The following is a 26,683-nucleotide window of genomic DNA, read 5'->3' as shown; positions in this document are numbered from 1 at the left end:
AACGGATTGAATACGTGACCGACATTCTTTATGCTAAATACCCAATATTACAGTTACTACCTTAAGGAACTACATTGCTTTCGGGCATGGCATAAAATGATCAGAAAAAATAGTCAATAGAAGAAAGTCATTCAATATTGAGATGCTTTTTAATGCCAAACTATTCGACTGAAAGAATCGAATAATTTGGCGGGTTCTAATAATAGTTAATCGTGTTGCCTTCTTGCAAACAGCACGATCACCGCAGCGCTTAGTAGTAATAATGTTCCCGCCACGGTTAACACTGATAGGAATGAGCTATCAAAAGCGTGTCTTGCTGCACGGAGCAGTGACAAGGCCGCATCACCTTTTAAATTTTCTGCAACGATAATTGCTTCATCAATACTATTTTGTATCGAGCCACTCTGTACAGACTCTGGTATGATAACCTCGGTCGGTAGGGTGAATGAGGTCGTATAGATCGCTACCATCAGGCTACCGAGAACGGCTATCCCAATCAGGCCACCAAATTCATAAGCGATTTCTTCAATTGAAGCGGCTGTACCTACACTGTGCTCAGGAGCATTGAACATGATGGATGTAGAAGCTGCTGTCATAGCGGCACCGATGCCAAACCCGATCATGGCAAACGTAGTGATCTGTACTAACACGCCGGATTGGAAACCGATGAGATAACCAAAAATACCAAGTCCGGCAAAGATGAGTGAGAGCCACATAATTCTTCCTGCGCCAAATCTGGGGATAGCAATACCAGCCAAAGGCCCGGCAGCAAAAGAAGCTATGGGAATAGGCAGGATAAACAACCCTGCCTGTAAAGGTGATAAACCTACCACCAGTTGAAGCCGTTGACTGATTACAAGCTCCACTCCCACAAGGGCTGCTGTGGTAACAAAAGCCGTCGCGACTCCGGTGGCGAAGCCGTAAGAACGTAACAGATTAAAGTCGATAATTGGTGTGGATGAACGGCGTTGCCGACGAACGAACATCACCATGAAAACAATCCCGATGGCGCTGGTTATCATGGCAGTTTCCAGTGATGGTACTGGTTTACTCATTTCCTTGATCGCCAAGGTAATACCAATCAGACCGATCATGATTTGAATAGAAGCAAGCAGGTCAAATGAGCGACTCGGATTACTTTGACTTTTGTTAATGGTGATCAGAGCAAAGATAAACGCGATGATGACGATAGGAACGTTGATCAGGAAAACAGAACCCCACCAGTAATATTCGAGCAGTATCCCACCGATAACGGGGCCAAGCGCCGCTCCACCCGAAGCAACCGCTGACCAGATGCCGATGGCAAGAGCACGTTCATTCGGATCTTCAAAAGCCTGACGGACTATTGCCAGCGTTGCGGGCATCATCATTGCTGCACCAATGGCAAGTACCACTCGTGCACTGATCAAAGTACCGGAATTGGGAGCAAATGCGGCGATAAGTGATGCTATGCAGAATACAACCAGCCCGGAAGTAAATAGTTTCTTGGCACCGAAACGGTCACTTAACGCTCCTGTACCGGGAAGCAGGCCAGCAATGGTCAATGAATAGGCGTTCATAATCCACAGTTTTTCGGTGGAAGAAGCGCGCAGGTCATGTGTCAGGCGAGGCAAGGCTGTATAGAGAACAGTCATGTCGATAACGATTAGAAAAAGTGCGCTGGAAATGACAGCCAGCACGAGCCAGCGAATATTCGATTTCATGCGAGAACTCATCAAAATGGTTGAGGGATACTGTGTCGTTCAAGTTTTGACGGTACAATATCCTACCATTATAAATACATACGTATTGAATGAAAAGGAGTCTTCCATGGGACGACGTAAAACAATTGACCGGGAAGTTTTGTTGGATGCAGCGGAACAAATTGTAACAACATATGGTGCTGCGGCTCTGACTATTGATGCAGTGGCAAAATCGGTGGGGATCACTAAGGGTGGGGTTCAGTACAGTTTCAGTACGAAGGACGCACTCATTGATGCGATGTTTGAACGTTGGGAACTGAGTTACCAAGAGCAGTTTTGCACAATAGCCGGGGAAGATCCTGATCCACTGACAGCAGTACGTGCGCATGTTGAGGCCAGCCAGCATTCTGATGATGTATCATCTGCGAAAGCGGCAGGTTTACTGGCTGCTTTACTTCAAACACCTGAACATCTTGAGTCAAGTCGTGCCTGGTATAGTCAGCGTATAGCTGGTCTGGAGACAACGACGGAAGAAGGGCGTCGGGCACGCTTAGCTTTTCTGGCCACAGAAGGGGCATTCGTCCTGCGTTTCTTTGGATTAATGGAGATTGGTAAGGATGAATGGGCCGATATTTTCACCGATATTCTTGACATGATGCCATGCAAAAATAACGAATAAAACAGAGCCAATTAATCAGGGACGTTAATAATAACTTTGTTATATAACTTATTGATTGTGTTTATCGCAATCGTTTTCTTTTTTGACCTTGGAGGATAACGATTTGTTCTGATTTCCGGTAGGATAGGGCGAAAACTTCATCTTTTAGGAAATAAAATATCAATGAGCACACCCCATTCTGGCTCTGTAAATCGTCAGGGCTTACTTCAGCGCGTGTTTAAATTAGAGGAACATGGCACGACAATCCGTACCGAAATGATCGCCGGGCTTACAACCTTTCTAACCATGGTTTATATCGTCTTTGTGAATCCACAAATTTTGTCTGTTACAGGAATGGATATCAAAGCCGTATTTGTTACTACCTGCCTCATCGCTGCACTTGGCAGTATTATGATGGGAATAACGGCAAACTTACCGGTTGCTGTTGCTCCCGCGATGGGGCTGAATGCTTTTTTTGCTTTCGTCGTAGTCGGTGCCATGGGTATTTCATGGCAGGTTGCAATGGGGGCGATTTTCTGGGGCGCAGTAGGGTTATTAATCCTGACTATTTTCCGCATTCGTTACTGGATGATAGCTAATATCCCCGTAAGTTTGCGCGTCGGTATTACCAGTGGTATCGGGCTTTTTATTGCCATGATGGGGCTGAAAAATGCCGGCATTATCGTACCGAATCCAGATACTATCGTCTCCATCGGCAATTTTGCTTCCCACAATGTACTGTTGGGTACATTGGGCTTTTTTATCATTGCGATCTTAGCAGCACGTAATTTTCATGCAGCAGTATTGCTGTCCATCGTAATAACGACGGGGATCGGGTTTATGATGGGGTATGTGGAATATCAGGGGGTTTTTGATCTGCCACCCAGTGTAATGAGTGTTGTTGGTAATGTTGATGTGAAAGGCGCTCTGGATATCGCGTTAGCCGGGGTTATTTTTTCTTTTATGCTGGTAAACCTGTTTGATTCGTCCGGTACGTTGATTGGTGTAACTGATAAAGCCGGTATTGCTGACAGTAATGGTAAATTCCCGCGGATGAATCAGGCACTGTATGTTGACAGCATTAGCTCAGTTGCTGGCTCTTATATCGGAACTTCTTCGGTAACCGCCTATATAGAGAGCTCTTCTGGCGTCTCTGTTGGTGGGCGTACCGGATTAACTGCCGTTGTTGTCGGTATTCTATTCCTGCTGGTGATGTTTATTTCTCCATTGGTTAGTATGGTTCCTGCTTATGCTACAGCAGGTGCGTTGGTTTATGTGGGGGTTCTGATGACATCCAGCTTGACACGGGTGAAATGGAATGACCTGACTGAATCCGTCCCGGCATTTATTACCGCTGTTATGATGCCATTCAGCTTTTCTATTACCGAAGGTATCGCATTAGGATTTATCGCCTATTGCACTATGAAACTGGGAACAGGGAAATGGCGTGAAATTGGCGCTTGCGTTATTGTCGTTACTTTACTGTTTATATTGAAAATGGTGTTTGTGGATGCCCATTAAACACGATGCTGGCTAACCTGAAGTTGTGTTGAGAAGAAAAAGCCTGACGGTATACTCACTTTCAGGCTTTTTTGTGGTCACTGGAAACTTATTGAGGGTATTGACTGTTTTTGGGCGCAACAAAGCCGATGCAGACGATCTCAGGTTCCGCACTTGGCTGAGCTTGAAACGTAAATTCTTCTTTGTGATTGATCGTTAATTCAGTCCAGGTTGTCAGTGTTTGTTGAAAGTTTTCCTGTGAGCAATTTGTTCCCCTTTTTCCTACCAGTAAAGCACCATATTTCACAATATCGCTCTGTTTAATATGGCGGTTGTATATATTGGGTGGTGCACCATTGTCTATTTCCCACGGTTGTATGGTTTGAGGACGATAGTGACTGTAAAACGTCAGCCATTGGTGCAGATATTCACCTCCAACGTAATGCAGTGGTGTTGGGTACAATTCATTCCAGTGCTGATCAAGTTGGCTGGTAAAGGTTTTTATCCCTTCAAATTTTTCGCCAGCGCCCCGGACATTGGCCAGCATGACACTGGCATAGCCGATAAGAACCAGCACACCAAGCAAGGCCAAACCTCGCAATATTCCCAGTAAAGATTTATGGGGTGGTACAGTTATCGAACCTACCAGTAGTGCAGGTGCAACCGCCATGAATGGCTGGAGCCATTCAGTCATCCGTCCACCCTGATTAAAAGAGAACCAGGCATAGATAATCAACAGGGGTAACAGAATAACGATATTAACCAGCTTGTTGGATTGTTGCTTTGGCCAGCCAATTTTTCCACCTGACAGATAAATAATCACTCCTACGATGATGAGAGGATAGAACACCGCAAGTACCGCGCGTGTAGTATGCAGATTAAATCTATGCTCGATTTGAGAGTCTACCCATTTAAATGCAGAAAAATCGTTATGTGCCAGCCACCAGGCATTGGGTAATATCAGTATAAGCCACAATGCAATGGCGAGATAAAAGAGCGGCTCCCGATAATGACGTCGTACCTTGGGAACGAACAGGGAGAGCAAAAAGATTGAACCAACGATCGCCAGTGAAGAATATTTGCCCATTGTAGCCAGCCCTGTTGCTAATGCGAATGCCAGCCACCATTTTGGATGGTCATCAATGGCTTTCAGGAAGAACAACAGTGACCACGGCCACAGCATCACCAACAGGTAATTATCGTTATAAGGAATAATATCGAAATTAATGATACCAGACAGATTGAGTGTTAGCATGGCAAGCCAGGCTAATTCAACTTTGCCTGTTAACCGGAAGGCCAGACGCCAGACGCCAAGCATACCTATGGCAATGGCAACAAAATGGGTGAAATACCAGTAAAAGCTGAGAGAGATATGACTAATATAGATCGCTGGTAACATCACAGTGCCTACCAGCCACGGATTTTTCGGGGATCCCCATTCGCCATTCATGCCCCAGTTTAAGGCTTCAACAGCATCATATGGAACAGTCGGATCCAGTGAATAACTTGCTACTGTCCATAAGACAGCATAACCAATGCACCAAAGATACAGAGGTATGCGATAAGAAGTATCGAAGAAACGCATAGAGAATTGATGCTCATAATACTTAAGTTAAGATAACCTGAAATATTAGTCGAACTCGAAAGAATAAGTAAATGACGTTGGATGTTATAAGTGGATTCTGTTAGATTCCGCCGAAAATATCTTGATAACACGAGTTGAGTCACAAGCTATGAGTCAATTAAAGAAAAAATCCCCTGTAAAAACGTCAGTGGGTAAGCAAAAAAGAAAAAGCCGTGAAGAGTTGAACGCTGAAGGACGTGAGCGTAAACGCCAGAAAAAACAGCGTGGTAATCAAGCCGGTAGCCGTCACCAGGATAACAGTAATCAAAAAAAACAGTCGGGAACAAAGCAGGAACGAGATCCTCGTATCGGCAGTAAAGCGCCGGTTCCTTTGATCATCGGCGAAAAAGCGGTAGTAAAAAAAACAATAGTAAAAAAACCAGTAGCAGAGAAGTTTAAGGCAACGTCAAAACCTCGTTTATCTCCGCAGGAAGAGCTGGAAATGCTGGAAAATGATGAGCGTCTGGATAGCTTGCTGGCACGCCTTGAGCAAGGTGAAAAACTTTCTCAGGAAGAGAATGACTATGTCGATAATATGCTTGATCGTATTGATACCCTGATGGAACAGTTGGGTATTGCGCTGGAAGATGATGGCAGTGAAGAAGAACAGCAGGACGATATCATGCAGTTGCTGAAAGGGAAGTAATTCCTGATAAGTCAGCAACTTATGAGAAATAAGTCGTTCTGGTTATAACTTGTTGTGATCATAAAGGCGGGGGCAGCCCGGAATATACTCAATGATAAAGTCTATAACCATAGTGTTTGCATGGTATTTGTTATAGTAATTGGGTAAACTACGGTGGCTATTTGATGGGCTAAAACAACGGAAGGAGTAAGCATGTCAGAGCAAGCCATTGTCTGGGATCTGCCTTTGATCCAAAAATATAATTATTCAGGGCCTCGCTATACTTCATACCCAACAGCATTGGAGTTTAACCAACAGTACGGTAATACCGCGTTTGCACAGGCCGCTGCGCGTTACCCTGATCGCTCTCTTTCCCTTTATGTCCATATCCCATTCTGTCACAAACTTTGTTATTTCTGTGGCTGCAATAAGCTGGTGACTCGTCAGAAACATAAAGCAGATGAGTATCTGCAAGTTTTGGAAAAGGAAATCACAGCGCGGGCAAAATTGTTTGCTCAGAGGAAAGTCAGCCAAATGCACTGGGGAGGAGGGACGCCAACTTATCTGAACAAGACACAGATCAGCCGATTGATGGCAATATTGCGTAGTCACTTCCACTTTCTGCCTGATGCAGAACTTTCCATTGAAATTGACCCACGTGAAATTGAACTGGATATCATTGACCATCTACGTCATGAAGGTTTTAACCGCCTGAGTATGGGGGTGCAAGATTTCAATAAGGAAGTTCAGCGTCTGGTTAATCGGGAACAGGATGAAGATTTTATTTTCGAATTGGTTAATCGTGCCCGTGAAACTGGCTTTACCTCCACCAGTATCGATTTAATTTATGGTTTGCCGAAACAGACTGCGGAAAGTTTCGCTTTCACTCTGCAACGAGTGTTGGCGTTATCTCCTGATCGTCTGAGTGTATTCAATTACGCTCACATGCCGAATTTGTTTGCAGCACAACGTAAAATTAAGGAGATTGATTTACCGAATGCAGCACAGAAACTGGATATTTTGCAGCAAACAATTACTACTCTGACAGGTAATGGCTATCAGTTTATTGGTATGGATCACTTTGCCCGTCCTGATGATGAACTGGCTATTGCTCAGCGGGAAGGGGGACTACATCGCAATTTTCAGGGATATACCACACAAGGAGAGTGCGACTTACTGGGAATCGGTGTTTCTGCTATCAGTATGTTAGGTGACAGTTATGCACAGAACCAGAAAGAGCTGAAAACCTACTATGCAGCAGTAGAAACGCAGGAGCATGCGTTGTGGCGTGGTTTGAATCTGACGCTCGATGATTGTATCCGCCGTGATGTGATTAAGTCATTGATTTGTAATTTTAGGCTGAATTTTGCTGATATTGAACAGTGCTACGGAGTGAATTTTACGGATTATTTTGCTGAAGATCTGCAATTATTGGTGCCGCTGGCGGAAGATGGGCTGGTCAAGGTCACTGAAACTCAAATTCAGGTATCACCGCAAGGACGTTTGTTAATCCGAAATATCTGCATGTGTTTTGACCGCTATATGCGTAATCAGATGCGTCAGAGACAGTTTTCGCGGGTGATATGAATTCAAGCTCAGAGTTGAGTATACGGTTTATACTACTGCCTGTAGCGCTGATATACCGCCAAGGTGCTAATTGGTCTCTCGACGGGGTTAATACCAACCTGACAGTCAGTTGGGATAGCAAAGCTATTTGTTAACTTATCCCAATCCCAGTTCCTTCAATTTCCGCGTTATTGTATTCCTTCCCCAGCCGAGTAAACGGGCGGCTTCCTGTTTATGTCCATTCGTATGTGTCAGAGCGCAGTTAAGTAAGGTACGTTCTAACCGCGGTAATATATCAGAAAGGAGATCAACCTGGCCTTCCTGTAAGGCTTTTTCTGCCCATATAGCCAATTGCTGTGACCAATCTCCTGAGGATGAAGGGAAGGAAGCAGGAGGATTATTTGTTTGCTTAGAGGACTGACTTTCAATTAAATCCGTCGGTAAATCCTGCACCAGAATTTCCTTACTGGCTGCCATCACGGTCAGCCAGCGACAGACGTTCTCTAACTGACGGACATTTCCAGACCATGACAGGTGCATCAGAGCGGTTTCGGTATCAGGATGTAGTGTTTTCGCTTCAACGCCTAGCTCTTTGGCTGTTTGTTGCAGAAAATGTTGGGCCAGACGAGGGATATCTTCTGCACGATCTCGCAAAGGTGGTAACTGTACGCGGATCACGTTCAGACGATGATAGAGATCTTCACGGAATTTACCCTCTTTAACCCGTTGCTCAAGGTTCTGGTGGGTTGCCGCAATAATTCGTACATCAACTTTTACTGGTGCATAGCCACCTACGCGATAGAATTGCCCTTCTGCCAGAACGCGCAAAAGACGCGTTTGGATATCTAGTGGCATATCGCCGATTTCATCCAAAAACAACGAGCCTCCATTAGCTTGCTCAAAACGCCCGTGGCGAACCTGATTAGCACCAGTGAAAGCGCCTTTTTCATGACCAAATAATTCTGACTCAATTAAATCTTTTGGGATTGCGGCCATATTCAAAGCAATAAAAGGGGCTGCGGCTCTTGGACTATGGCGGTGCAGGGCATGGGCAACCAATTCTTTCCCTGTGCCTGATTCACCATTGATTAAGACGCTAATGGAGGAGCGGGAAAGCCGTCCGATAATCCGGTATACCTCCTGCATGGCAGGAGCTTCTCCAATCATTTCAGAGACTGATGACGTTATCTTAGAATTACGGGATGAGTGTTGTTGTTCCCGGTAATGACTTAATGCACGTTCAACCAACGCGACAGTTTCATCAATATCGAATGGCTTCGGTAGATAATCGAATGCACCGTGTTGATAGGCACTGACGGCTGCATCCAAATCGGAATGGGCAGTCATAATGATGACCGGAAGTTGTGGATATTTCTGTTTGATTTGATTGAGTAAATTTAATCCATCCAGACCCGGCATACGGATGTCTGACAGCAAAACTTCGGGACAACCTTGTGATAGTGCTGCCAATACGGAATCTGCGTTTTCAAAACTCGTGCACTCCATACCTGCGCCGCTCAGTGCTCGTTCAAGTACCCAACGGATAGAGCTGTCGTCATCAACGATCCAGATTTTTCCTCGTTGCATGGTATCCCCTATTTCTTGATAGGCAGGTAAATGGAAAACTCCGTATGTCCCGGCCAACTGGTGAATTCGATTTTTCCAGAATGTTGATCAATAAGACTGCGGGCAATAGATAAGCCTAGCCCGGTTCCTCCCTCATGCCCACTCACCATTGGGTAGAATAGCGTATCCTGAATACCGGGAGGAATACCTGGCCCATTGTCTTTAATATCAATTCTGGCAGCTAAGCGATAACGCTCACCATGTAAGGTGATTTGGAATGCTGTTCGGGTTCGTAAGGTGATTATGCCACCTTTACTGCCTAATGCCTGTAGAGCATTGCGGGTAATATTCAATAAAACCTGTTCAATCTGATCAGGGTAATGGGACAGCTCCGGCAGGCTAGGATCATAGTCCTTGATTAATGTGACATTGTCGGGCATTTCCAGTGATACCAGTTGATAAACCCGTTCTACTACATGGTGAATGCTCTGGCGGATCTGGGCTCCGGGATGTTGTGGCCCCAGTAATCGATCCACAAGGGTGCGAAGCCTGTCTGCCTGTTCGATAATGACTTGAGTATATTCTTGTAGGGAGGGATCTGGCAGTGTTTTTGCCAACAATTGTGCGGCTCCCCGTAAACCTCCCAGAGGGTTTTTGATCTCATGTGCCAGCCCCCGAACCAATTCCCGCGCAGCCGCCTGCTGTGCCTGTTGTATCTGCTCTTGGCTTAAACGACGCTGGCTATCCATAGGAGCGAGTTCCAGCAGAATAAACTGTTCGGAAATTGGTTGGGCACTGAGCGACATAACATGTGAGTGATTGTTGATCACTAATAAGACTTCGTTATCCGTAAAACCATGCCCACGTATCAGACTGGAACGCATAAATTCCGTATCTAATGAGATATAGCTGAACAATACCGGAAGAGGAGTGCCGAATAATTTATGTGTACTTTGTGCCAGAAGTTGCATGGCGGAATGATTGGCATAGTGGATAATGAAATCGTTATCCAGTACCAACACACTGTTTATCAGTGAATCAAGAATCTGTTCTGCTTTGGGAAAATCAGCCATTTCTATCCAACCTTTCAGCCTTTGCACTTTTTTGGTGCATTGTATCTTATTTGATCATGAATTGGTCACCCACTCTATTGAGAAGGAAGGTTCAGAGGGAAAAGAGCCCATCCGAAGATGGGCCAAAAGTTTCACGGCAACAAAATAAAAAAGAAAAAGGGTAATACTTTTAAGTACTACACACTGTAATACAGTTCAAACTCCAGAGGATGTGGAGTCATACGGACGCGTTCGATTTCACTGTTCAAGACACCAATGTAAGCATCAATTGCATCATCAGTGAAAACACCACCGCGGGTTAGGAATTCGCGATCTGTATCCAGTGCAGCCAGTGCTTCTTCCAGAGAAGAGGCTACAGTTGGGATCTCTTGGGCTTCTTCGGCTGGCAGGTCATACAGGTTTTTATCCATCGCATCGCCCGGATGTATTTTATTGATGATACCATCAAGGCCAGCCATAAGCAGAGCAGAGAAGGCCAGATAAGGATTGGCGGCCGGATCTGGAAAACGTACTTCAATACGACGGGCTTTACTGCTGGCTACAACCGGAATACGGATAGACGCAGAGCGGTTGCGGGCAGAATATGCCAGCATCACGGGAGCCTCAAAACCAGGTACTAAACGTTTATACGAGTTAGTGGTTGGATTAGTAAAGGCATTCAGGGCACGGGCATGTTTGATGATGCCGCCGATATAGTAAAGAGCCAGTTCAGATAACCCACCATATTTGTCGCCGGCGAACAGGTTGACACCGCCTTTAGCCAATGACATGTGACAATGCATTCCTGAGCCGTTATCTCCGACCAGCGGTTTTGGCATAAATGTCGCTGTCTTGCCGAAAGCGTGGGCGACATTATGTACCACATACTTATAAATTTGGGTTTCATCCGCTTTTTTGGTCATGGTGTTGAAACGAGTTGCGACTTCGTTCTGACCCGCCGTTGCCACTTCGTGGTGGTGGGCTTCCACAACCAAACCCATTTCCTCCATAGTCAGGCACATTGCTGAACGCAGATCCTGAGAAGAGTCCACCGGAGGCACAGGGAAATAGCCACCTTTAACTCCTGGGCGATGGCCTTTGTTACCGCCTTCATAGCGAGTGCCGCTATTCCAGGCCGCTTCGGTATCATCGATATGATAATAAGAACCTGAAATAGAACTGCCGAAACGGATATCATCAAACAGGAAGAATTCTGGTTCTGGTCCAAACAAAACAGTATCTGCAATATCACTTGCACGCAGGAAATCTTCTGCACGTTTTGCAATAGAGCGAGGGTCACGACCATAACCTTGCATTGTGCCAGGTTCCAGGATATCGCAACGTATAATGAGCGTGGCATCGTCAAAGAAAGGATCAAGCATTGCGGTAGATGGATCTGGCATGAGTACCATGTCGGATTCATTGATACCTTTCCAACCTTTGATAGATGAACCGTCGAACATTTTTCCATCTTCGAAGAAATCTTCATCAATCTGGTGGGCAGGAATAGTGATGTGCTGTTCTTTACCTTTAGTGTCAGTAAAACGTAAGTCAATAAACTTCACCTGATGTTCTTCAATCATGGACAAAACATGTTCAACGGACATATGAGTTCTCCTGGTTTACGTAGGCTGGATAAGGCGCTGACTGCCTTATCTTAAGTGGCTGATAGCGTCTTTGTATACAGCCAATTTTTATTGCAATTTTCAATGCCAGAGTACAATGCGAAAAGTGTGCCAACTTTTAAAAACCATTGAATCTGAATGTGTATATTTATAAACAGGTATAAAACTCAGCAAATGGATAAAAGCACACAGGGATAGTTAAGTATATTTGCACCAAATAGGTGAATAAAAAAGATAGTATGCACTATTTTGGTGAAAATAAATAAGGTTGAGCTGTTACAGATACTGTTATTATCACTTGAAGTTATGACACGTTTATATTCAGAAAATAGATAAACTTCAAAAGTGATGCACTTCACATTTATTTCACTCTGTAGCTATAACGTGTAAAATAGCACCATATTTGTGTTAAATGAGAGTAGCGTTGCGACCTGTCACGCTGTCTGTATTTAATATTTCTTCAAATAGCTAAAACGGTAAAAATACTTGTCAATTAATAACTTAAGAAATATTGCCATTATCGCTCACGTTGACCATGGCAAAACTACGCTGGTTGATAAACTCCTACAGCAATCCGGTACATTTGATGAGCGTACAGCGGCAACCGAGCGCGTGATGGATTCTAATGATCTGGAAAAAGAACGTGGTATCACCATTCTTGCAAAAAACACGGCTATTAAATGGAATGACTACCGTATCAATATCGTAGATACCCCAGGCCACGCCGACTTCGGTGGTGAAGTAGAGCGCGTGATGTCAATGGTTGACAGTGTTTTACTGCTGGTAGATGCGATGGATGGCCCGATGCCGCAGACTCGCTTTGTAACTCAGAAAGCCTTCGCCCACGGTTTGAAGCCAATCGTAGTTATCAACAAAGTTGATCGTCCTGGTGCTCGCCCTGATTGGGTAGTCGATCAGGTATTCGACTTGTTCGTAAACCTGGGTGCAACCGATGAACAGTTGGATTTCCCTATTGTTTACGCATCTGCACTGATGGGGATTGCGGGTAACGACCATACAGATATGGCAGAGGATATGACCCCGCTGTATCAGGCAATCGTTGAGCATGTTGAGCCACCTAAAGTTGATCTTGATGGCCCATTCCAGATGCAGATTTCTCAGTTGGATTACAACAACTACGTTGGGGTTATTGGTATCGGTCGTATCAAGCGCGGAACAGTAAGACCAAACCAGAACATCACTATTATTGATAGTGAAGGTAAGGCGCGTAATGGTAAAGTGGGTAAGGTTTTCAGTCACCTGGGATTAGATCGCATCGAGTCTGACAAAGCGGAAGCAGGTGATATCATTGCGATTACCGGTCTGGGTGAACTGAACATCTCTGACACGCTGTGTGAGGTTAATGCAGTTGAAGCTTTGCCGGCTTTGGCAGTTGATGAGCCTACCGTTAGCATGTTTTTCTGCGTTAACACCTCACCATTCTGTGGGCGTGAAGGTAAGTATGTGACTTCCCGCCAGATCCTGGATCGTTTGAAAAAAGAGCTGGTTCATAACGTCGCACTGCGCGTTGAAGAAACTGAAGATCCAGACGCTTTCCGTGTATCTGGTCGTGGTGAACTGCATCTCTCCGTCCTGATTGAGAATATGCGTCGTGAAGGTTTCGAATTGGCGGTTTCTCGTCCAAAGGTTATTTTCCGTGAAATTGATGGTCGTAAGCAGGAACCTTTCGAGCAGGTAACACTGGATATCGAAGAGCAGCATCAGGGTGATGTGATGCAGGCGCTTGGTGAACGTAAAGGTGAAATGCGTGATATGTTGCCGGATGGAAAAGGTCGCGTGCGTTTGGATTACGTGATCCCAAGCCGTGGTTTGATCGGTTTCCGTACTGAATTTATGACCATGACTTCCGGTACTGGTCTGCTGTACGCAACCTTCAGCCACTATGATGATATCCGTCCCGGTGAAATTGGTCGTCGCCAGAATGGGGTACTGATTTCCAATGGTCAGGGTAAAGCCGTTGCTTATGCTCTGTATGGCTTGCAGGAGCGTGGTAAGTTGTTCCTTGGTCATGGTACAGAAGTTTATGAAGGCCAGATCATTGGTATCCATTCCCGCTCCAATGACCTGACCGTAAACTGCCTGACAGGTAAAAAACTGACTAACGTTCGTGCTTCTGGTACAGATGAAGCGACAACGCTGACTCCACACATCAAGAAAACATTGGAGCAAGCGCTGGAGTTCATTGATGATGACGAACTGGTTGAAGTTACACCGCAATCAATTCGTCTGCGTAAACGTCATCTGACTGAAAATGATCGTCGTCGCGCAAGCCGTAGTAAAGAAGTTTAATGTCTTTTGAATAGCTTAGGGTGCTTCGGCACCCTGAGTTTTATCAGCGCTCTTCTGAGCCTGACCAAACTCTTCTCCCTGTTCGCTTACCTGCATTAGACTGCTAGTATTACGATTTAGTTAAATTGTTAACTGTTTCAATGACAATTGCTCAATAGCGTAATTTGTCTGTTCTTTGTCGTCTTACCCTTTTTTCTTGATTAAATTATGATAAAAGTACAAAACCATAAGCACCAGTCAGGAGGGATTATGCTGTACATTTTCGATATGGGTAATGTGATTATTGATATTGATTTTAAAAGAGTACTGGCTGTCTGGAGTAACTTAAGTGGTACACCACTGGCAACGTTGACGACCAAATTTACAATCGGAGAGGCATTTGAAAAGCATGAATGCGGGCAAATCACGGATACAGAATTTGTTGAAGCGTTGTGTGATGAAATGGAAATCTCACTCAGCTTTGAGCAATTCTCTGAAGGTTGGAACGCGATTTTCATTGGCGTCAGGCAGGAAGTCATTGAGTTAATGAATAAACTGAGGGAGCAGGGGCATAGAGTTGTTGTATTATCCAACACAAACCATTTACATCTCCAGTACTGGCCACAACACTACCCTGAAATCACTGCATCGGCAGATTTTCTTTATCTGTCCCAAGACTTGGGAATGCGTAAACCGAATCAGGATATTTTTAAATATGTGCTTGAAAAAGAAGGTGTAGCTGCTGAGCAGGCTGTTTTTTTTGATGATGTTTTGGAACATATTGATGCAGCAAAAAAATTAGGTATCAATGCCATTCATGTGACTGACAGGAAAGTCATTCCTGATTATTTTAAAACACATGACTTCTCACTTCCCAAAGCAACATAGTATCTTTCACATAACCGTTCTCATGTAACTGTTTCACATAACAGTTAACAGGTTCTAAATGGGATGGCATCTTGGCAAGCAAGGTTCTATCCCTACAGGTTACTCTATCTTTTATGGATCACTCACAAGAAAAATGATTGCATTAATTCAACGTGTAACACAGGCAGAAGTTGTTGTTGAGGGCAAAACTGTTGGAGAAATTGAGCAGGGGCTGTTGGTTTTTCTGGGGGTTGAAAAAGAAGATGATCAACAAAAAGCTCAGCGTCTGTGTGACAAAGTAATGGGATATCGCGTGTTCAGCGATGAGTATGGGAAAATGAACCTGAATGTCCAGCAAGCTAATGGGAGCTTATTGGTTATTTCCCAATTTACCTTGGCTGCTGATACTCAAAAAGGTTTAAGGCCGAGTTTTTCTGGTGGCGCTGAACCTCAAAAAGCTAACCAACTTTATCGCTATTTTGTTGAACAGTGCCGTGCAACTGGTATAAAAACAGAAATGGGGCAATTTGCTGCGGACATGAAAGTGAGTCTGACAAATGACGGGCCTGTGACTTTCTGGTTGCAAGTATGATGTTTACCTAATGGATTTCAGGATGCAGTAAACAAAGCTGCAATTTGAAAGACACCGGGTATAAGTGCGTACTTTATTCGGGAGCGATGAACATAACAAAATAAGATAACCATCGTTTGCTGTATGCATTTCCTTGACTACACATGACAACACGCGAAGAAGGGGCTGTTTCTATGTATCACCTCAGAGTACCTCAAACCGAACAAGAGCTGGAAACTTATTACCAATTTCGTTGGGAGATGCTGCGTAAGCCACTTCATCAACCGATTGGCTCAGAAAGAGATGCTTATGATTCGATGGCTCATCATCAAATGGTGGTGGATGAAATAGGCAAACCAGTTGCTGTTGGGCGTTTATATATCAATGCAGATAGTGAAGGTGCCATCCGTTTTCTGGCTGTTGACCCTAATGAACAGCAGAAAGGGTTAGGCACACTGATTGCAATGGCATTGGAATCTGTTGCCAGACAAGAAGGTGTAAAGCGGATTGTTTGCAGTGCGCGTGAGGATGCTGTTGATTTCTTTAGTAAGTTGGGTTTTCAAAACCGGGGCCTTATTAATGGTGCTCAGTCGTCTCCTCCTATTAATCACTTCTTGATGATTAAGCCGATTATGAGTCTTGATGATATTTTACACCGCCCGGACTGGTGTGCGGAATTGCAACAGGCGTGGTACAAGCACATTCCCTTGAGTGAAAAAATGGGGCTGCGTATTACTCAATACACAGGGCAACGTTTTATTACCACAATGCCGGAAGCAGGTAACCAGAACCCTCACCATACTATTTTTGCCGGTAGCTTGTTTTCTCAATCGACATTAACAGCGTGGGGATTGATCTGGCTGTTATTGCAGGAGCGCCAATTGGGAGGAGATATCATTCTGGTTGATGCAAATATTCGTTACCATAAACCAATCACTGGCCGACCTAGTGCTGTCGCTGACCTCAACAATATGAGCGGTGATTTAGCCCGACTTGCACGTGGCAATAAAGCGCGTGTTAAGCTGGAAGTACAAGTAAGCGGTGAACTGGGTGTGGGTAGTGTGTTCACCGGTACTTATATTGTATTGCCTGCTGAACGGACTTCTACAACCTGAATCTGCTATAACCTGGACTGCTATAACCGAATAGTAGTACAGGTTTTAGCTTTTTCTGTTTCTGTGGTAGAACTGTTTGCGCTGTCTTTTTGTAATTGTTCTGTTTTTTGTGATTGCTCTGTATGAGATTGCCCTGCTTCGTTAGATTGGTCTGCGTGAGATTGTCCAGCAGGGCAGTTATCGGTTGAAATTATCCCTTGTTTAATCGATTGTGACTCTTTATTGGATGACCTGCCTTCAGCAGCTAATGTGCCACTAATGGTATCTTTAATATTGTCAGTTGAGAGATCACCAGTGATAGCCAGTGAAAAATTGCCATCGCCATGTACATTGAGCGGTATCCAACCCCATTGTGGCAGAATAGCCAAGTCTACATTCATTCCCTTGAAGTTGAGCTGAAAAGGTTTTTGAGAAGCTGACTGTTCAACCGTACCGTTAAATTGTAGTACTCCATCACCCGTGAAGGCATTTATTTTATCAACCACGACTCTGTCATCTGTAGCATGTAATTGCAGGTAGGGACGAGCGATTTCTACTTTATTGAATGTTCCGCTGGCTGCTTGTAACGATGCTTGCCCACTCCATAGTCCCCAATGACCCTTTTTCAGGATATCCATAGCATCGATATAGCCTGATAGTGTGGTGAGCTGAAATGGAAAATCAGGATTCGCATCAATCAGGAGTGTATTGTTAATACTGACATTGTTTAATTTTAGTGCTGAAATCCATTCTGGTGCGGGGTTTTTGATATAGCCATGCCACTCTGCTGGCAGGAAGTATATCAAGCCTGTCACTGAACTGTCGTTGAGGGTTAACTGGCGGCTCTGGCGATCCCATTGAGCTTTAACATTGAATAAACCTTTCTGGTAATGAGTTGTCAGATTGGCGATGGTAAAAATATCACCGGAAAAGCGTAACTTACCCAATACATCCCGGAACTGAGCATCATTGAAGGTCATATTCATGGCATTAAAATCAATCAAGCCATCTTCAGCCTGCCAACGCCCATTAACTAACCCCAGTCCCTTGATGGTTGTATCAAGATAATCGACAGACCAATCTTTCCCTTGTAGTTTGGCGTTAGTGAGATTGAGATCTTTAATGCGGATGGTCGGGAGTTTATGCATTTTTTCTACAAGAGCAGCCAGTGCCATTGGGGACTGCCAGCGTATATCATTGATCAGGATATTATCCCAGTTCCAACTGCCATCAGGTAATTGTTGTCCGTTTCCAGAGATGAAACCTTTCAGAAACTCTGAACCAAAGGAGCTGATGGTCAGACTGTTATTCTGGTAATTCCCCTGCATGACGACCTTATTAAACGGGAGCCCATTGATACTGATTGTACTGGCACTGAACTGGTACTGCCCCGAACCAAAAGGAGAGTTGGTATCAGGTGTCCAGGGGGTGATGCCGCCGATAATATTTTTCCCCTGAATTTGCGAATGAGGGGTTGTTAACTGAATATCTATCTGATTCAGTTGTAAAATATCGGCTTTCAAAACCGGAGGAAACTGATTGTCTGACAGTACTAACTTACCTTGTTGTAATGTCAGCTTATGGAGATCTGTGAATTTGGGCAGGAATTGCCATTTGAGATCCAGATCGACCGTATTAGCATTGAGCGAGAAAGACCCCTGTTTATCGCTGATACTCACATTATTGAGCATTAGGGTCATAGGCCGGAGCCAACTGTGGTCGATATTTTCAATATTGACCTGATAATGGCCTTGCTTGTTGATCCACTGGCTTATTTTTTTTGCTCCCCAGTGTGTCTGGGCAACAAAATAAATAATGATAATTGCCAGAATCAGTAATAACAGTAGAGTAGCAACGCATTTCCCTAACCACTTCATGATCTCACCTCAATACGCTCGTCCTGAAAATAATCTCTTTTATGCCGTAAAACGGATCGCTACTCAATAGTCAACACTGAAAAAGCACGCATTCCGGCAGGCTGACAAGAAAATTGCGAAGAATATTGCAAAAAAATATGCGAAGAATTACACCAAAAAACTCCCGCTATATAAGCGGGAGAAGAAGAGCCAGGCGAAAATTACGACGATTTTTCTTGAGGAAAAATCAGATTTAGGAGAATGGCTGTGAGCCCGCCAGCGGCAATGCCAGAAGAAAGCAGGTTTCTTACCCATTCAGGTGCATATTGTAAGATCAACGGTTGTTGAGAAACACCCAACCCCACAGCCAGTGACAAAGCGATGATCATAATGGCACGTCGATTTAAAGGTTCACGGGAAACAATTCTGATACCAGATGCGGCAATCGTACCGAACATCACAATAGTCGCGCCACCTAATACGGGTTCAGGAATATGCTGTACAAAACTTGCTACTGCCGGGAACAGCCCTAATAGAATCAGCATGGAAGCAATAATGTAACCGACATAGCGGCTGGCAACACCAGTCAGTTGGATTACTCCATTATTCTGACCAAAGCAGGAATTCGGGAATGTATTAAATACAGCAGAAACCATCGAATTGAGACCATTTGCCAATACACCCCCCTTAATGCGCCTCATGTACAACGGGCCGCTGACAGGTTGCTCAGAAACATCTGACGTTGCTGTAATATCACCAATTGTCTCCAGTGACGTCACCATAAAAATCAGGACAAGCGGGATCAACAAATTCCAGTCAAAAGAGAGTCCGTAATACAGCGGAGAAGGAACAGTGATAATGGGTTTGTCTTCTGTTGTGGTTGAATGGGGTAGCATCTCCATATACCAAGCGACTAAATACCCTACTGTCATGGCAATAACCAGAGATGCAATCCGTAAATAGGGATTATGTTGGCGATTCAGCAGCACGATAATGGCAAGAACCGTGCCCGCCAGTAAAAGATTTTCGGGGGCACCAAACGTACCTTGCTGAATAGCGGTATAACCGCCGCCGATAGAAGTTAACCCAACCTGAATCAGTGACAGACCAATAATCATCACAACAATGCCGGAAACTAGAGGTGTGATGATTTTTCTGGCCAGATGCAGTATGCGGGAAAGAAATATCTCAGTGGTTGCGGCAAGCATCAACGTCCCAAACAAGGCAGCCATCATTGTTGGAATATCGGCTCCTCCATTTTTCAGGGCCAGGCCACCCATGATAAGAGGAGTTACAAAATTAAAACTGGTTCCTTGAATGGAAAGCAAACCTGAGCCGATTGGCCCCCAGGAACGGATTTGGATAAGTGAAGCTAACCCTGAAGCAAACAAAGACATGCTGATAATGCGTTGTGTATCTTGTTCGGGAAGCCCAAGAGCCTGACAGATCAATATCGCTGGTGTGATGACAGCGACAAACATTGCCAGCAGATGCTGACAGGCGGCAAACAGAGCATGTGGAAGAGGCGGCTTGTCTTCCAGACGGTAAATTAATTCGCTACCCGATTTTTCGGGGATTTCTGATACTGAGTGTTTGTGGGTTGAGGTGGCCATGGTGTGGAGTTTCGAGTCAACAAAAAACACATTTTATTGATCTGACTTATAAAAGCAATCGTTTGCGTGAAGTTTTACCTATGGGTTATAACTTTATTTCGTCACATTTTTAAATGTTTTATCTTGTGTTTATCAGTAAATTTTTTTCTAATCCAACCCTTACCTGCTCTTGGCGTTTTTATAGGATGATTATAACGTCGCATTAAATTTACATAATTTTAACAATAGATGGGGTACATAAATGTATCATTTGGATATTTATGGCACGCTCGTTGCGGCCACACTTGTTTTGCTATTGGGAAGAAAACTCGTACAGTCAATTTCATTTTTTGAGAAGTATACGATCCCGGAGCCGGTCGCAGGTGGCTTGCTGGTTGCTTTTGTTCTGCTGATAGTTAAACAGTCCACGGGTTGGGAAGTCGGCTTTGATTTATCCCTCAAAGATCCTCTTATGTTAGCATTCTTCGCTACTGTAGGCTTAAACGCTAACCTTGCCAGCCTGAAAGCAGGTGGAAAATCCTTGGCAATCTTTGTCGTCGTCGTTGTGGGCTTACTGTTGGTGCAAAACACAGTGGGGATTGCATTGGCGAAAATACTTGGGCTTGATCCATTGATGGGGCTGTTGGCTGGTTCAATCACCCTTTCAGGAGGACACGGAACGGGTGCTGCTTGGGGTAAGGTATTTACTGAACGTTATGGTTTTGAGAATGCCACTGAAGTCGCAATGGCATGTGCAACATTTGGTTTAATACTGGGAGGCCTGATTGGTGGCCCTGTTGCCCGTCTGTTGGTAAGAAATAACAAAACACCTGGCCTGGAAGCTGAAGATACTGAAGTTCCGACTGCATTTGAAAAACCCTATACTGGCCGTTTAATTACACCATTAGTGATGCTCGAAACCATCGCTTTAATATCTATCTGTTTGTTAGCGGGTAGCTATCTTGAAAAGGTTCTGGAAGGTACGCTCTTTTTGCCAACTTTTGTGTGTGTTCTGTTTACCGGGGTAATACTCAGTAATGGCTTGTCCTTGCTTGGTTTTTATCGGGTATTCGACCGGGCTGTGTCAGTGCTAGGTAACGTTAGTTTGTCTCTCTTCCTGGCAATGGCATTGATGAGTCTTAAATTGTGGCAACTGGCGTCCCTTGCGCTGCCGATGTTGGTAATCCTTGCTATACAAACAGTGGTTATGGCTCTGTACGCTATTTTCGTCACTTACCGAGTGATGGGTAAAAATTATGATGCGGCAATATTGTCAGCCGGTCACTGTGGTTTTGGTTTGGGTGCTACACCAACGGCGATTGCAAATATGCAGGCGATTACTGACCGCTTCGGACCATCACATGTGGCGTTTTTGCTCGTACCGATGGTAGGTGCGTTCTTTATTGATATCGTTAACTCAGCCGTTATCAAGATTTATCTGTTATTACCGGTATTCCCATCTGTAGCAGGCTAACTTAACTCACCTTTGCTTTTGCCTGATATCTTGGCTAAAAATGCCGCTGATAATTTCAGCGGCATTTTTTTTAAATATCTTATAAGTATGATAGCTCATTGATTAAGCATGACTGTATTGCGAACGGTCGGATAGCCAGCGTTCAATCAGTGCTTTGGCATGTTCAGGATAGTGTTGATGGATATAGTGGGAAATACGTTGCACTTCGGGGAGCATTCCCTGATCCCTTAATAAATCGGCAATCCTAAATTCGACGTTACCAGTCTGACGCGTACCAAGCAGTTCACCTGGTCCTCGAATTTCCAGATCTCTTTGGGCAATGACAAAACCATCATTACTATCCCGTAGGACTTGCAGACGTATTTTGGCGGTGTGGGTCAGCGGTGTCTTATAGAGCAGGACACAGTGGGAAGCTACAGCTCCACGCCCGACACGGCCACGGAGTTGGTGTAACTGAGCCAACCCTAATCGTTCAGGATTGTCGATAATCATCAGACTGGCGTTAGGAACATCCACACCGACTTCAATCACCGTGGTGGCAACCAATAACTGTAATTCACCTCGCTTGAAAGCCTCCATAATGGATTGCTTTTCCGCCGGTTTCATCCGCCCATGCACGAGGCCGGTTTTCAGCTCAGGTAGCGCCAGGGCCAATTCTTCACTGGTAACTTGAGCAGCTTGTGCTTCCAGAACTTCGGAGTCTTCAATCAGGGTACATACCCAATAAGCCTGACGTCCTTCATCTAAACAAGCACTTTTAATACGCTGAATAATTTCATTCCGACGAGTATCAGGGATAGCGACAGTTGTTACAGGTGTTCGTCCTGGGGGAAGTTCATCAATAATGGAAGTATCTAAATCGGCATAAGCGGTCATTGCCAATGTTCGTGGAATAGGTGTTGCGGTCATGATCAGTTGATGAGGATGAAACCCCTGTTCACGTCCTTTTTCCCAAAGAGCCAGACGTTGATGAACACCGAATCGGTGTTGTTCATCAATAATGACCAATGCCAGCCCGGCAAATTTAACTTGCTCCTGAAACATTGCGTGAGTACCGACGACCATACTGACCTGACCACTGGCAATGGCTTCTTGTTGCGCTTGGCGCGCCTTGCCTTTTTGCTTACCCGCAAGCCATCCTACCTGAATACCAAGTGGTTCAAACCACTGGCGAAACGTGTTGGCATGTTGCTCCGCAAGAAGTTCGGTCGGAGCCATTAAGGCAACCTGCTTACCGTGTACAATCGCCCGTATTGCAGCGAAAGCTGCCACCAGCGTTTTGCCGGAACCGACATCACCTTGTATCAGCCGCATCATCGGGACATTTTTTTCCAGATCATGCTCTATTTCCCTTACTACACGTTCCTGCGCACATGTTGGCGAAAAAGGGAGTTGATCCAGTAATTGCTGTTTTAACGAATTATCTGCTGTGAGCGGTTGGGCATGGAAACGTTGAGCTCCGGCTCTGACCGCCAGCATACTTAAATGATGAGCCAGCAGCTCTTCCAGAATTAATCGGCGTTGTGCTGGATGTTTACCATTTTCCAAATCCGCCAGAGAAATATCTGGGGGTGGACGGTGCAGAGTACGCAGAGCATTGGGAAGGCTGATAATGTGCTGACTAAACTGATCTGGCAATAATTCATTAATTGCGCAAGTATCAAGTAATTCCAGAGCTTGTTCGATTAACTTGCGTAGTGTGGTTTGGCGCACACCCTCTGTCGTGGGATAGACAGGTGTTAATGTATTTTGCAATTGAATACGTTCAGCGTGTTGCTGGATTTTGTATTCTGGATGGATAATTTCGGTTCCTTGGGAGCCGCGGCGGATTTCCCCATAAGCAATGATATGCTTGCCTTCCGCCAGACTATTCTTCATGGCAGCAGTGAAATTGAAAAAACGCAGAGTTAATATGCCTGTTCCGTCGCTGATTTGACAGGTCATTATGCGCCGCCGCCCAAAAGTCACATTGGTACGCAATATTTCACCCATCACTGTAGCATAAATACCGGGTAATACATCGTTAATAGCATATAGGCGGGTTTGATCTTCATAACGGAGAGGTAAATGCAACAATAAATCCTGTAGATTGACCAATCCCAACTTGGCAAGTTTAGTCACCTGATTGGTTCCAACACCATGTAAAGTGGTTAATGGGATGGCATCAAGTAATCGGCCTTTCATACCTATTCTCCGTCAGTGTGATTGATTTCCCTGTTGGTGGTGGTCGTTGCCTGCAATGTTGCCCACCAAGATTCACTTGCGATAATTTGCCCTTGTTTATTAATGAACGGTCGTTCCAACCCTTTACGATGTGCGACCGCAGCTAAAACAGGGTATCCGCCTTCAAACAGTAACTTTTGTTGCTCCTCTTCGGAGAGAGTACTTTCCTCCCGCTGATACATACCAGCGAGTTGGCGTTGCCGTTGTGCTTCATACAGGATCAGAGCAGAGGCAACAGAGACATTCAGTGACTGAACCATACCTGCCATCGGAATGATAATGTCATAATCTGCCAGCGCGATAGCCTGTTTGGAAATCCCTTTCTTTTCCTGCCCCATAATGATGCAGGTAGGTTTAGTGTAATCAATTTGACGGAAATCAGCCGCTTTATCAGAAAGATTGGTGGCTAATATCTGCATTCCGGCTGTCTTAAACTGGCTAATAGCGTTTTCAATAGATGAGTGGGTTTCTACTTGAACCCAACTGTTACTACCTGCCGCAGAGGAGAGTTGAGTCTGTAACTGATGAGCAGGCCAAATGGCATGGATTTGATGAATGCCAACTGCATCCGCAGAGCGAATAACTGCGGATACATTATGGGGCTTATGTACTTCTTCTAAACAAATCGTCAGGTCAGGTTGACGCATTGCCATCATCTGACAAATACGTGCATAACGTTTAGGATTCATAACCTCTAGTTTCGGTTACGGCTGACTCGTAGTACATCCGGCATAACACGTATCTTACGCATGATATTTGCCAACTGGATACGGTCTTTGGCTGTCAGCCTGATGAAAGCACAATAAACACGGCCATCTTTTTCCTCGGTATTCATGCTTTGGATGCTGGAATTTGCATCATTAATCGCTGCTGTCAGATTTGCCAGTGCTCCCTGATGGTTAAACATATCAACTTTAATTTCAGCGATGAAATCGCTATTGATATCTTTATCCCATTCAACAGGCATGAATTTTTCCGGCTCTTTTTGATAACCACGGATATTACGGCAAGATTCGTGATGGATAACTAAACCTTTCCCCGGACTGATATGGGAAATAATCGGGTCACCCGGAATCGGTCGGCAACACTTAGCAAAGGTAATCAGGATGCCATCGGCACCTTTAATTGGCAGCTTACGGGATTGACTATTACTACCATTCGGAATTTTTTCTGTAGCACCCAATAGATTATGAGCAACGACAACACTCATCGCATTACCTAAACCGATCTCTGCCAGCAGGTCATCAAGTGAAGCGAGTTTCATTCTTGCCAATTCTCTGTCGATATTTTCCTGTGGAATATCGTTAATTTTCAGACCATTGCCAAGTGCATGATTGAGCAGACGCCGTCCCAGACTAACGGAATCATCCCGTTTAAGGTTTTTCAGTAACTGGCGTATTTTAGCGCGTGCTTTAGAGCTGACGACAAAATTCAGCCATGCCGCATTAGGGCGGGCGCTTGGGGCGGTAATGATTTCGACAGTTTGCCCGCTGCTTAGGGTCTGAGATAGTGGGTAAGGCAGACGATCAACTCGAGCCCCGACACAAGCGTGACCAATATCCGTATGGACAGCATAAGCAAAGTCAACAGGTGTTGCACCTGCCGGTAATTCCACAATACGTCCTTCAGGAGTAAAAACGTAAATCTCATCAGGGAATAGATCAGATTTAACGCTTTCAATGAATTCGAAAGAGCTACCAGCGCTCTGCTGAAGTTCCAGCAGGCTTTGCATCCAACGTTGGGCACGGACTTGCGCTGTAGTGCCTGATTCCCCTTGTTCTTTATAAGCCCAGTGTGCCGCAACCCCCATCTCTGCCATTTGATCCATGTCTTCTGTCCGGATCTGGACTTCAACAGGTACTCCGTGTGGACCGATAAGAGAGGTATGCAAGGATTGATAGCCGTTGGCTTTAGGAATGGCAATATAATCTTTCACCCTACCGGGACGGGGTTTATACAGACTGTGCATTTGCCCTAAAACACGATAACAGGTATCAAGGTTGTCGACGATGACACGGAACGCGTAAATATCCATAATGGAATGAAAACGCTGTTCTTTCAGGTGCATCTTGCGATAGATAGAGTAGAGATGTTTTTCCCGTCCATTGACGGTACATTGGATGCCCGCATCCGTTAATCTGCCTTCAATTTCTGCCAGAATTTTCTGTATCATTTCCTTACGGTTGCCACGAGCAGCTTTAACAACCTCTTTAATCACCCGATAGCGGTTAGGATACAAAGCTTCAAAACCAAGCTCTTCCAGTTCTGTTTTCAGGTGATGAATCCCCAGTCGATGGGCCAACGGACTGTAGATTTCCAACGTTTCCCTGGCGATGCGCCGCCGTTTATCAGGGCGCAGAGAACCAAGGGTTCGCATGTTATGTGTTCGGTCTGCCAATTTGATCAGAATGACACGGATATCCTGTACCATTGCCATGATCATCTTGCGGAAGTTTTCGGCCTGAGCTTCCTTTTTATCACGGAAGTTCAGCTTGTCCAGTTTGGAGACACCTTCCACTAATCCGGCGACGGTGGTGCCGAATAATTGCTCAATATCCTGAAATGTTGCTGGTGTATCTTCAATGACGTCATGCAGAAGTGCGGCCATAAGTGTTTCATGGTCAAGACGCATCTCAGCCAGAATACAAGCAACAGCGACAGGATGAGTAATATACGGCTCACCACTGGATCGGGTTTGCCCTTCGTGGGCATCCCGTGCTACGACATAAGCCTGCTTTAATAGATCAATTTGATCTTCAGGCAAATATTTAAGTACAAGCTGGTTCAGGCTTTCAAACAGGTACAAGGCAGACCTACCG

The 26,683-nt window shown here is 44.8% G+C and carries 19 protein-coding genes; 9 read left to right on the top strand and 10 right to left on the bottom strand.

Translation table 11 applies throughout. The features are described 5' to 3' along the window. Window positions 1-206: 206 nt before the first annotated feature. Complete coding sequence (locus AAC147_RS18170; protein WP_047683504.1) at window positions 207-1,703, bottom strand: MFS transporter; 1,497 nt, start codon at window positions 1,701-1,703, stop codon at window positions 207-209. A gap of 106 nt (window positions 1,704-1,809) precedes the next feature. Between AAC147_RS18170 and AAC147_RS18165 the strand changes: the two genes are divergently transcribed. Both AAC147_RS18165 and AAC147_RS18160 read left to right on the top strand, forming a co-directional pair. After that, a complete protein-coding gene (locus AAC147_RS18165) occupies window positions 1,810-2,361 on the top strand; it encodes a TetR/AcrR family transcriptional regulator (RefSeq protein ID WP_047683501.1) in 552 nt (183 codons plus the stop codon). 162 nt (window positions 2,362-2,523) lie between these two features. Next, window positions 2,524-3,861, top strand: a complete 1,338-nt coding sequence (locus AAC147_RS18160) for an NCS2 family permease (RefSeq protein WP_047683498.1) — start codon at window positions 2,524-2,526, stop codon at window positions 3,859-3,861. Between the two features lie 88 nt (window positions 3,862-3,949). Here the strand turns inward: AAC147_RS18160 and AAC147_RS18155 are convergent, their stop codons facing one another. Next, a complete protein-coding gene (locus AAC147_RS18155) occupies window positions 3,950-5,425 on the bottom strand; it encodes a glycosyltransferase family 39 protein (protein WP_047683495.1) in 1,476 nt (491 codons plus the stop codon). Between the two features lie 148 nt (window positions 5,426-5,573). On the opposite strand from AAC147_RS18155, the gene yihI reads away from it, so the two are divergent. Together yihI and hemN are read left to right on the top strand one after the other, a co-directional pair. Further along, a complete protein-coding gene (yihI, locus tag AAC147_RS18150; RefSeq protein ID WP_047683492.1) occupies window positions 5,574-6,110 on the top strand; it encodes a Der GTPase-activating protein YihI in 537 nt (178 codons plus the stop codon). A gap of 192 nt (window positions 6,111-6,302) precedes the next feature. Continuing rightward, window positions 6,303-7,676 carry an oxygen-independent coproporphyrinogen III oxidase gene (hemN, locus tag AAC147_RS18145; protein ID WP_047683489.1) on the top strand — a complete coding sequence of 458 codons (1,374 nt, stop codon included), beginning with the start codon at window positions 6,303-6,305 and terminating at the stop codon, window positions 7,674-7,676. Between the two features lie 135 nt (window positions 7,677-7,811). Here the strand turns inward: hemN and glnG are convergent, their stop codons facing one another. From glnG to glnA, 3 genes are all read right to left on the bottom strand, one after another. After that, window positions 7,812-9,242, bottom strand: a complete 1,431-nt coding sequence (glnG, locus tag AAC147_RS18140) for a nitrogen regulation protein NR(I) (protein WP_047683486.1) — start codon at window positions 9,240-9,242, stop codon at window positions 7,812-7,814. Between the two features lie 8 nt (window positions 9,243-9,250). Next, entirely contained in the window at window positions 9,251-10,294 is a 1,044-nt protein-coding gene (glnL, locus tag AAC147_RS18135) for a nitrogen regulation protein NR(II) (protein WP_047683484.1), read from the bottom strand. A gap of 176 nt (window positions 10,295-10,470) precedes the next feature. Beyond that, window positions 10,471-11,880, bottom strand: a complete 1,410-nt coding sequence (gene glnA / locus AAC147_RS18130; protein WP_047683482.1) for a glutamate--ammonia ligase — start codon at window positions 11,878-11,880, stop codon at window positions 10,471-10,473. Between the two features lie 504 nt (window positions 11,881-12,384). Here glnA and typA point away from each other — a divergent pair. The 4 genes from typA (at window position 12,385) to fabY (ending at window position 16,740) form a co-directional block, all read left to right on the top strand. Beyond that, entirely contained in the window at window positions 12,385-14,208 is a 1,824-nt protein-coding gene (typA, locus tag AAC147_RS18125) for a ribosome-dependent GTPase TypA (protein WP_047683479.1), read from the top strand. Between the two features lie 249 nt (window positions 14,209-14,457). After that, entirely contained in the window at window positions 14,458-15,075 is a 618-nt protein-coding gene (yihX, locus tag AAC147_RS18120; RefSeq protein ID WP_047683477.1) for a glucose-1-phosphatase, read from the top strand. 133 nt (window positions 15,076-15,208) lie between these two features. Then, entirely contained in the window at window positions 15,209-15,646 is a 438-nt protein-coding gene (dtd, locus tag AAC147_RS18115) for a D-aminoacyl-tRNA deacylase (RefSeq protein WP_047683511.1), read from the top strand. Between the two features lie 173 nt (window positions 15,647-15,819). Further along, window positions 15,820-16,740 (top strand): fatty acid biosynthesis protein FabY, encoded by a 921-nt coding sequence (gene fabY, locus AAC147_RS18110; RefSeq protein WP_047683474.1) that lies wholly within the window; start codon window positions 15,820-15,822, stop codon window positions 16,738-16,740. Between the two features lie 20 nt (window positions 16,741-16,760). Here fabY and AAC147_RS18105 read toward each other — a convergent pair whose 3' ends face one another. Both AAC147_RS18105 and AAC147_RS18100 read right to left on the bottom strand, forming a co-directional pair. After that, the gene (locus AAC147_RS18105) at window positions 16,761-18,596 is read right to left on the bottom strand and encodes a hypothetical protein (RefSeq protein WP_047683471.1); all 1,836 of its coding nucleotides are present in this window, start codon (window positions 18,594-18,596) and stop codon (window positions 16,761-16,763) included. Window positions 18,597-18,796: 200 nt separating this feature from the next. Next, entirely contained in the window at window positions 18,797-20,188 is a 1,392-nt protein-coding gene (locus tag AAC147_RS18100; RefSeq protein ID WP_047683469.1) for a nucleobase:cation symporter-2 family protein, read from the bottom strand. A 241-nt stretch (window positions 20,189-20,429) separates the two neighbouring features. Here AAC147_RS18100 and gltS point away from each other — a divergent pair, with 241 nt between their 5' ends. Further along, entirely contained in the window at window positions 20,430-21,641 is a 1,212-nt protein-coding gene (gene gltS / locus AAC147_RS18095; RefSeq protein WP_047683466.1) for a sodium/glutamate symporter, read from the top strand. 102 nt (window positions 21,642-21,743) lie between these two features. Here the strand turns inward: gltS and recG are convergent, their stop codons facing one another. The 3 genes from recG to spoT are packed head-to-tail and all read right to left on the bottom strand — an operon-like array spanning window position 21,744 to window position 26,670. Then, window positions 21,744-23,825: an ATP-dependent DNA helicase RecG gene (recG, locus tag AAC147_RS18090; protein ID WP_047683463.1), complete on the bottom strand. Its 2,082-nt coding sequence runs from the start codon at window positions 23,823-23,825 to the stop codon at window positions 21,744-21,746. A 2-nt stretch (window positions 23,826-23,827) separates the two neighbouring features. After that, window positions 23,828-24,553, bottom strand: a complete 726-nt coding sequence (trmH, locus tag AAC147_RS18085) for a tRNA (guanosine(18)-2'-O)-methyltransferase TrmH (protein ID WP_047683460.1) — start codon at window positions 24,551-24,553, stop codon at window positions 23,828-23,830. 5 nt (window positions 24,554-24,558) lie between these two features. Then, a complete protein-coding gene (gene spoT / locus AAC147_RS18080) occupies window positions 24,559-26,670 on the bottom strand; it encodes a bifunctional GTP diphosphokinase/guanosine-3',5'-bis pyrophosphate 3'-pyrophosphohydrolase (protein WP_047683457.1) in 2,112 nt (703 codons plus the stop codon). Window positions 26,671-26,683: the final 13 nt, after the last annotated feature.

Source organism: Xenorhabdus sp. NBAII XenSa04, from assembly GCF_963866145.1.
GTDB classification, from domain to species: Bacteria; Pseudomonadota; Gammaproteobacteria; order Enterobacterales; family Enterobacteriaceae; genus Xenorhabdus; species Xenorhabdus indica.
The sequence above is the reverse complement of the archived record's forward strand: the minus strand, read 5'-3'. Positions and strand labels throughout refer to the sequence as shown.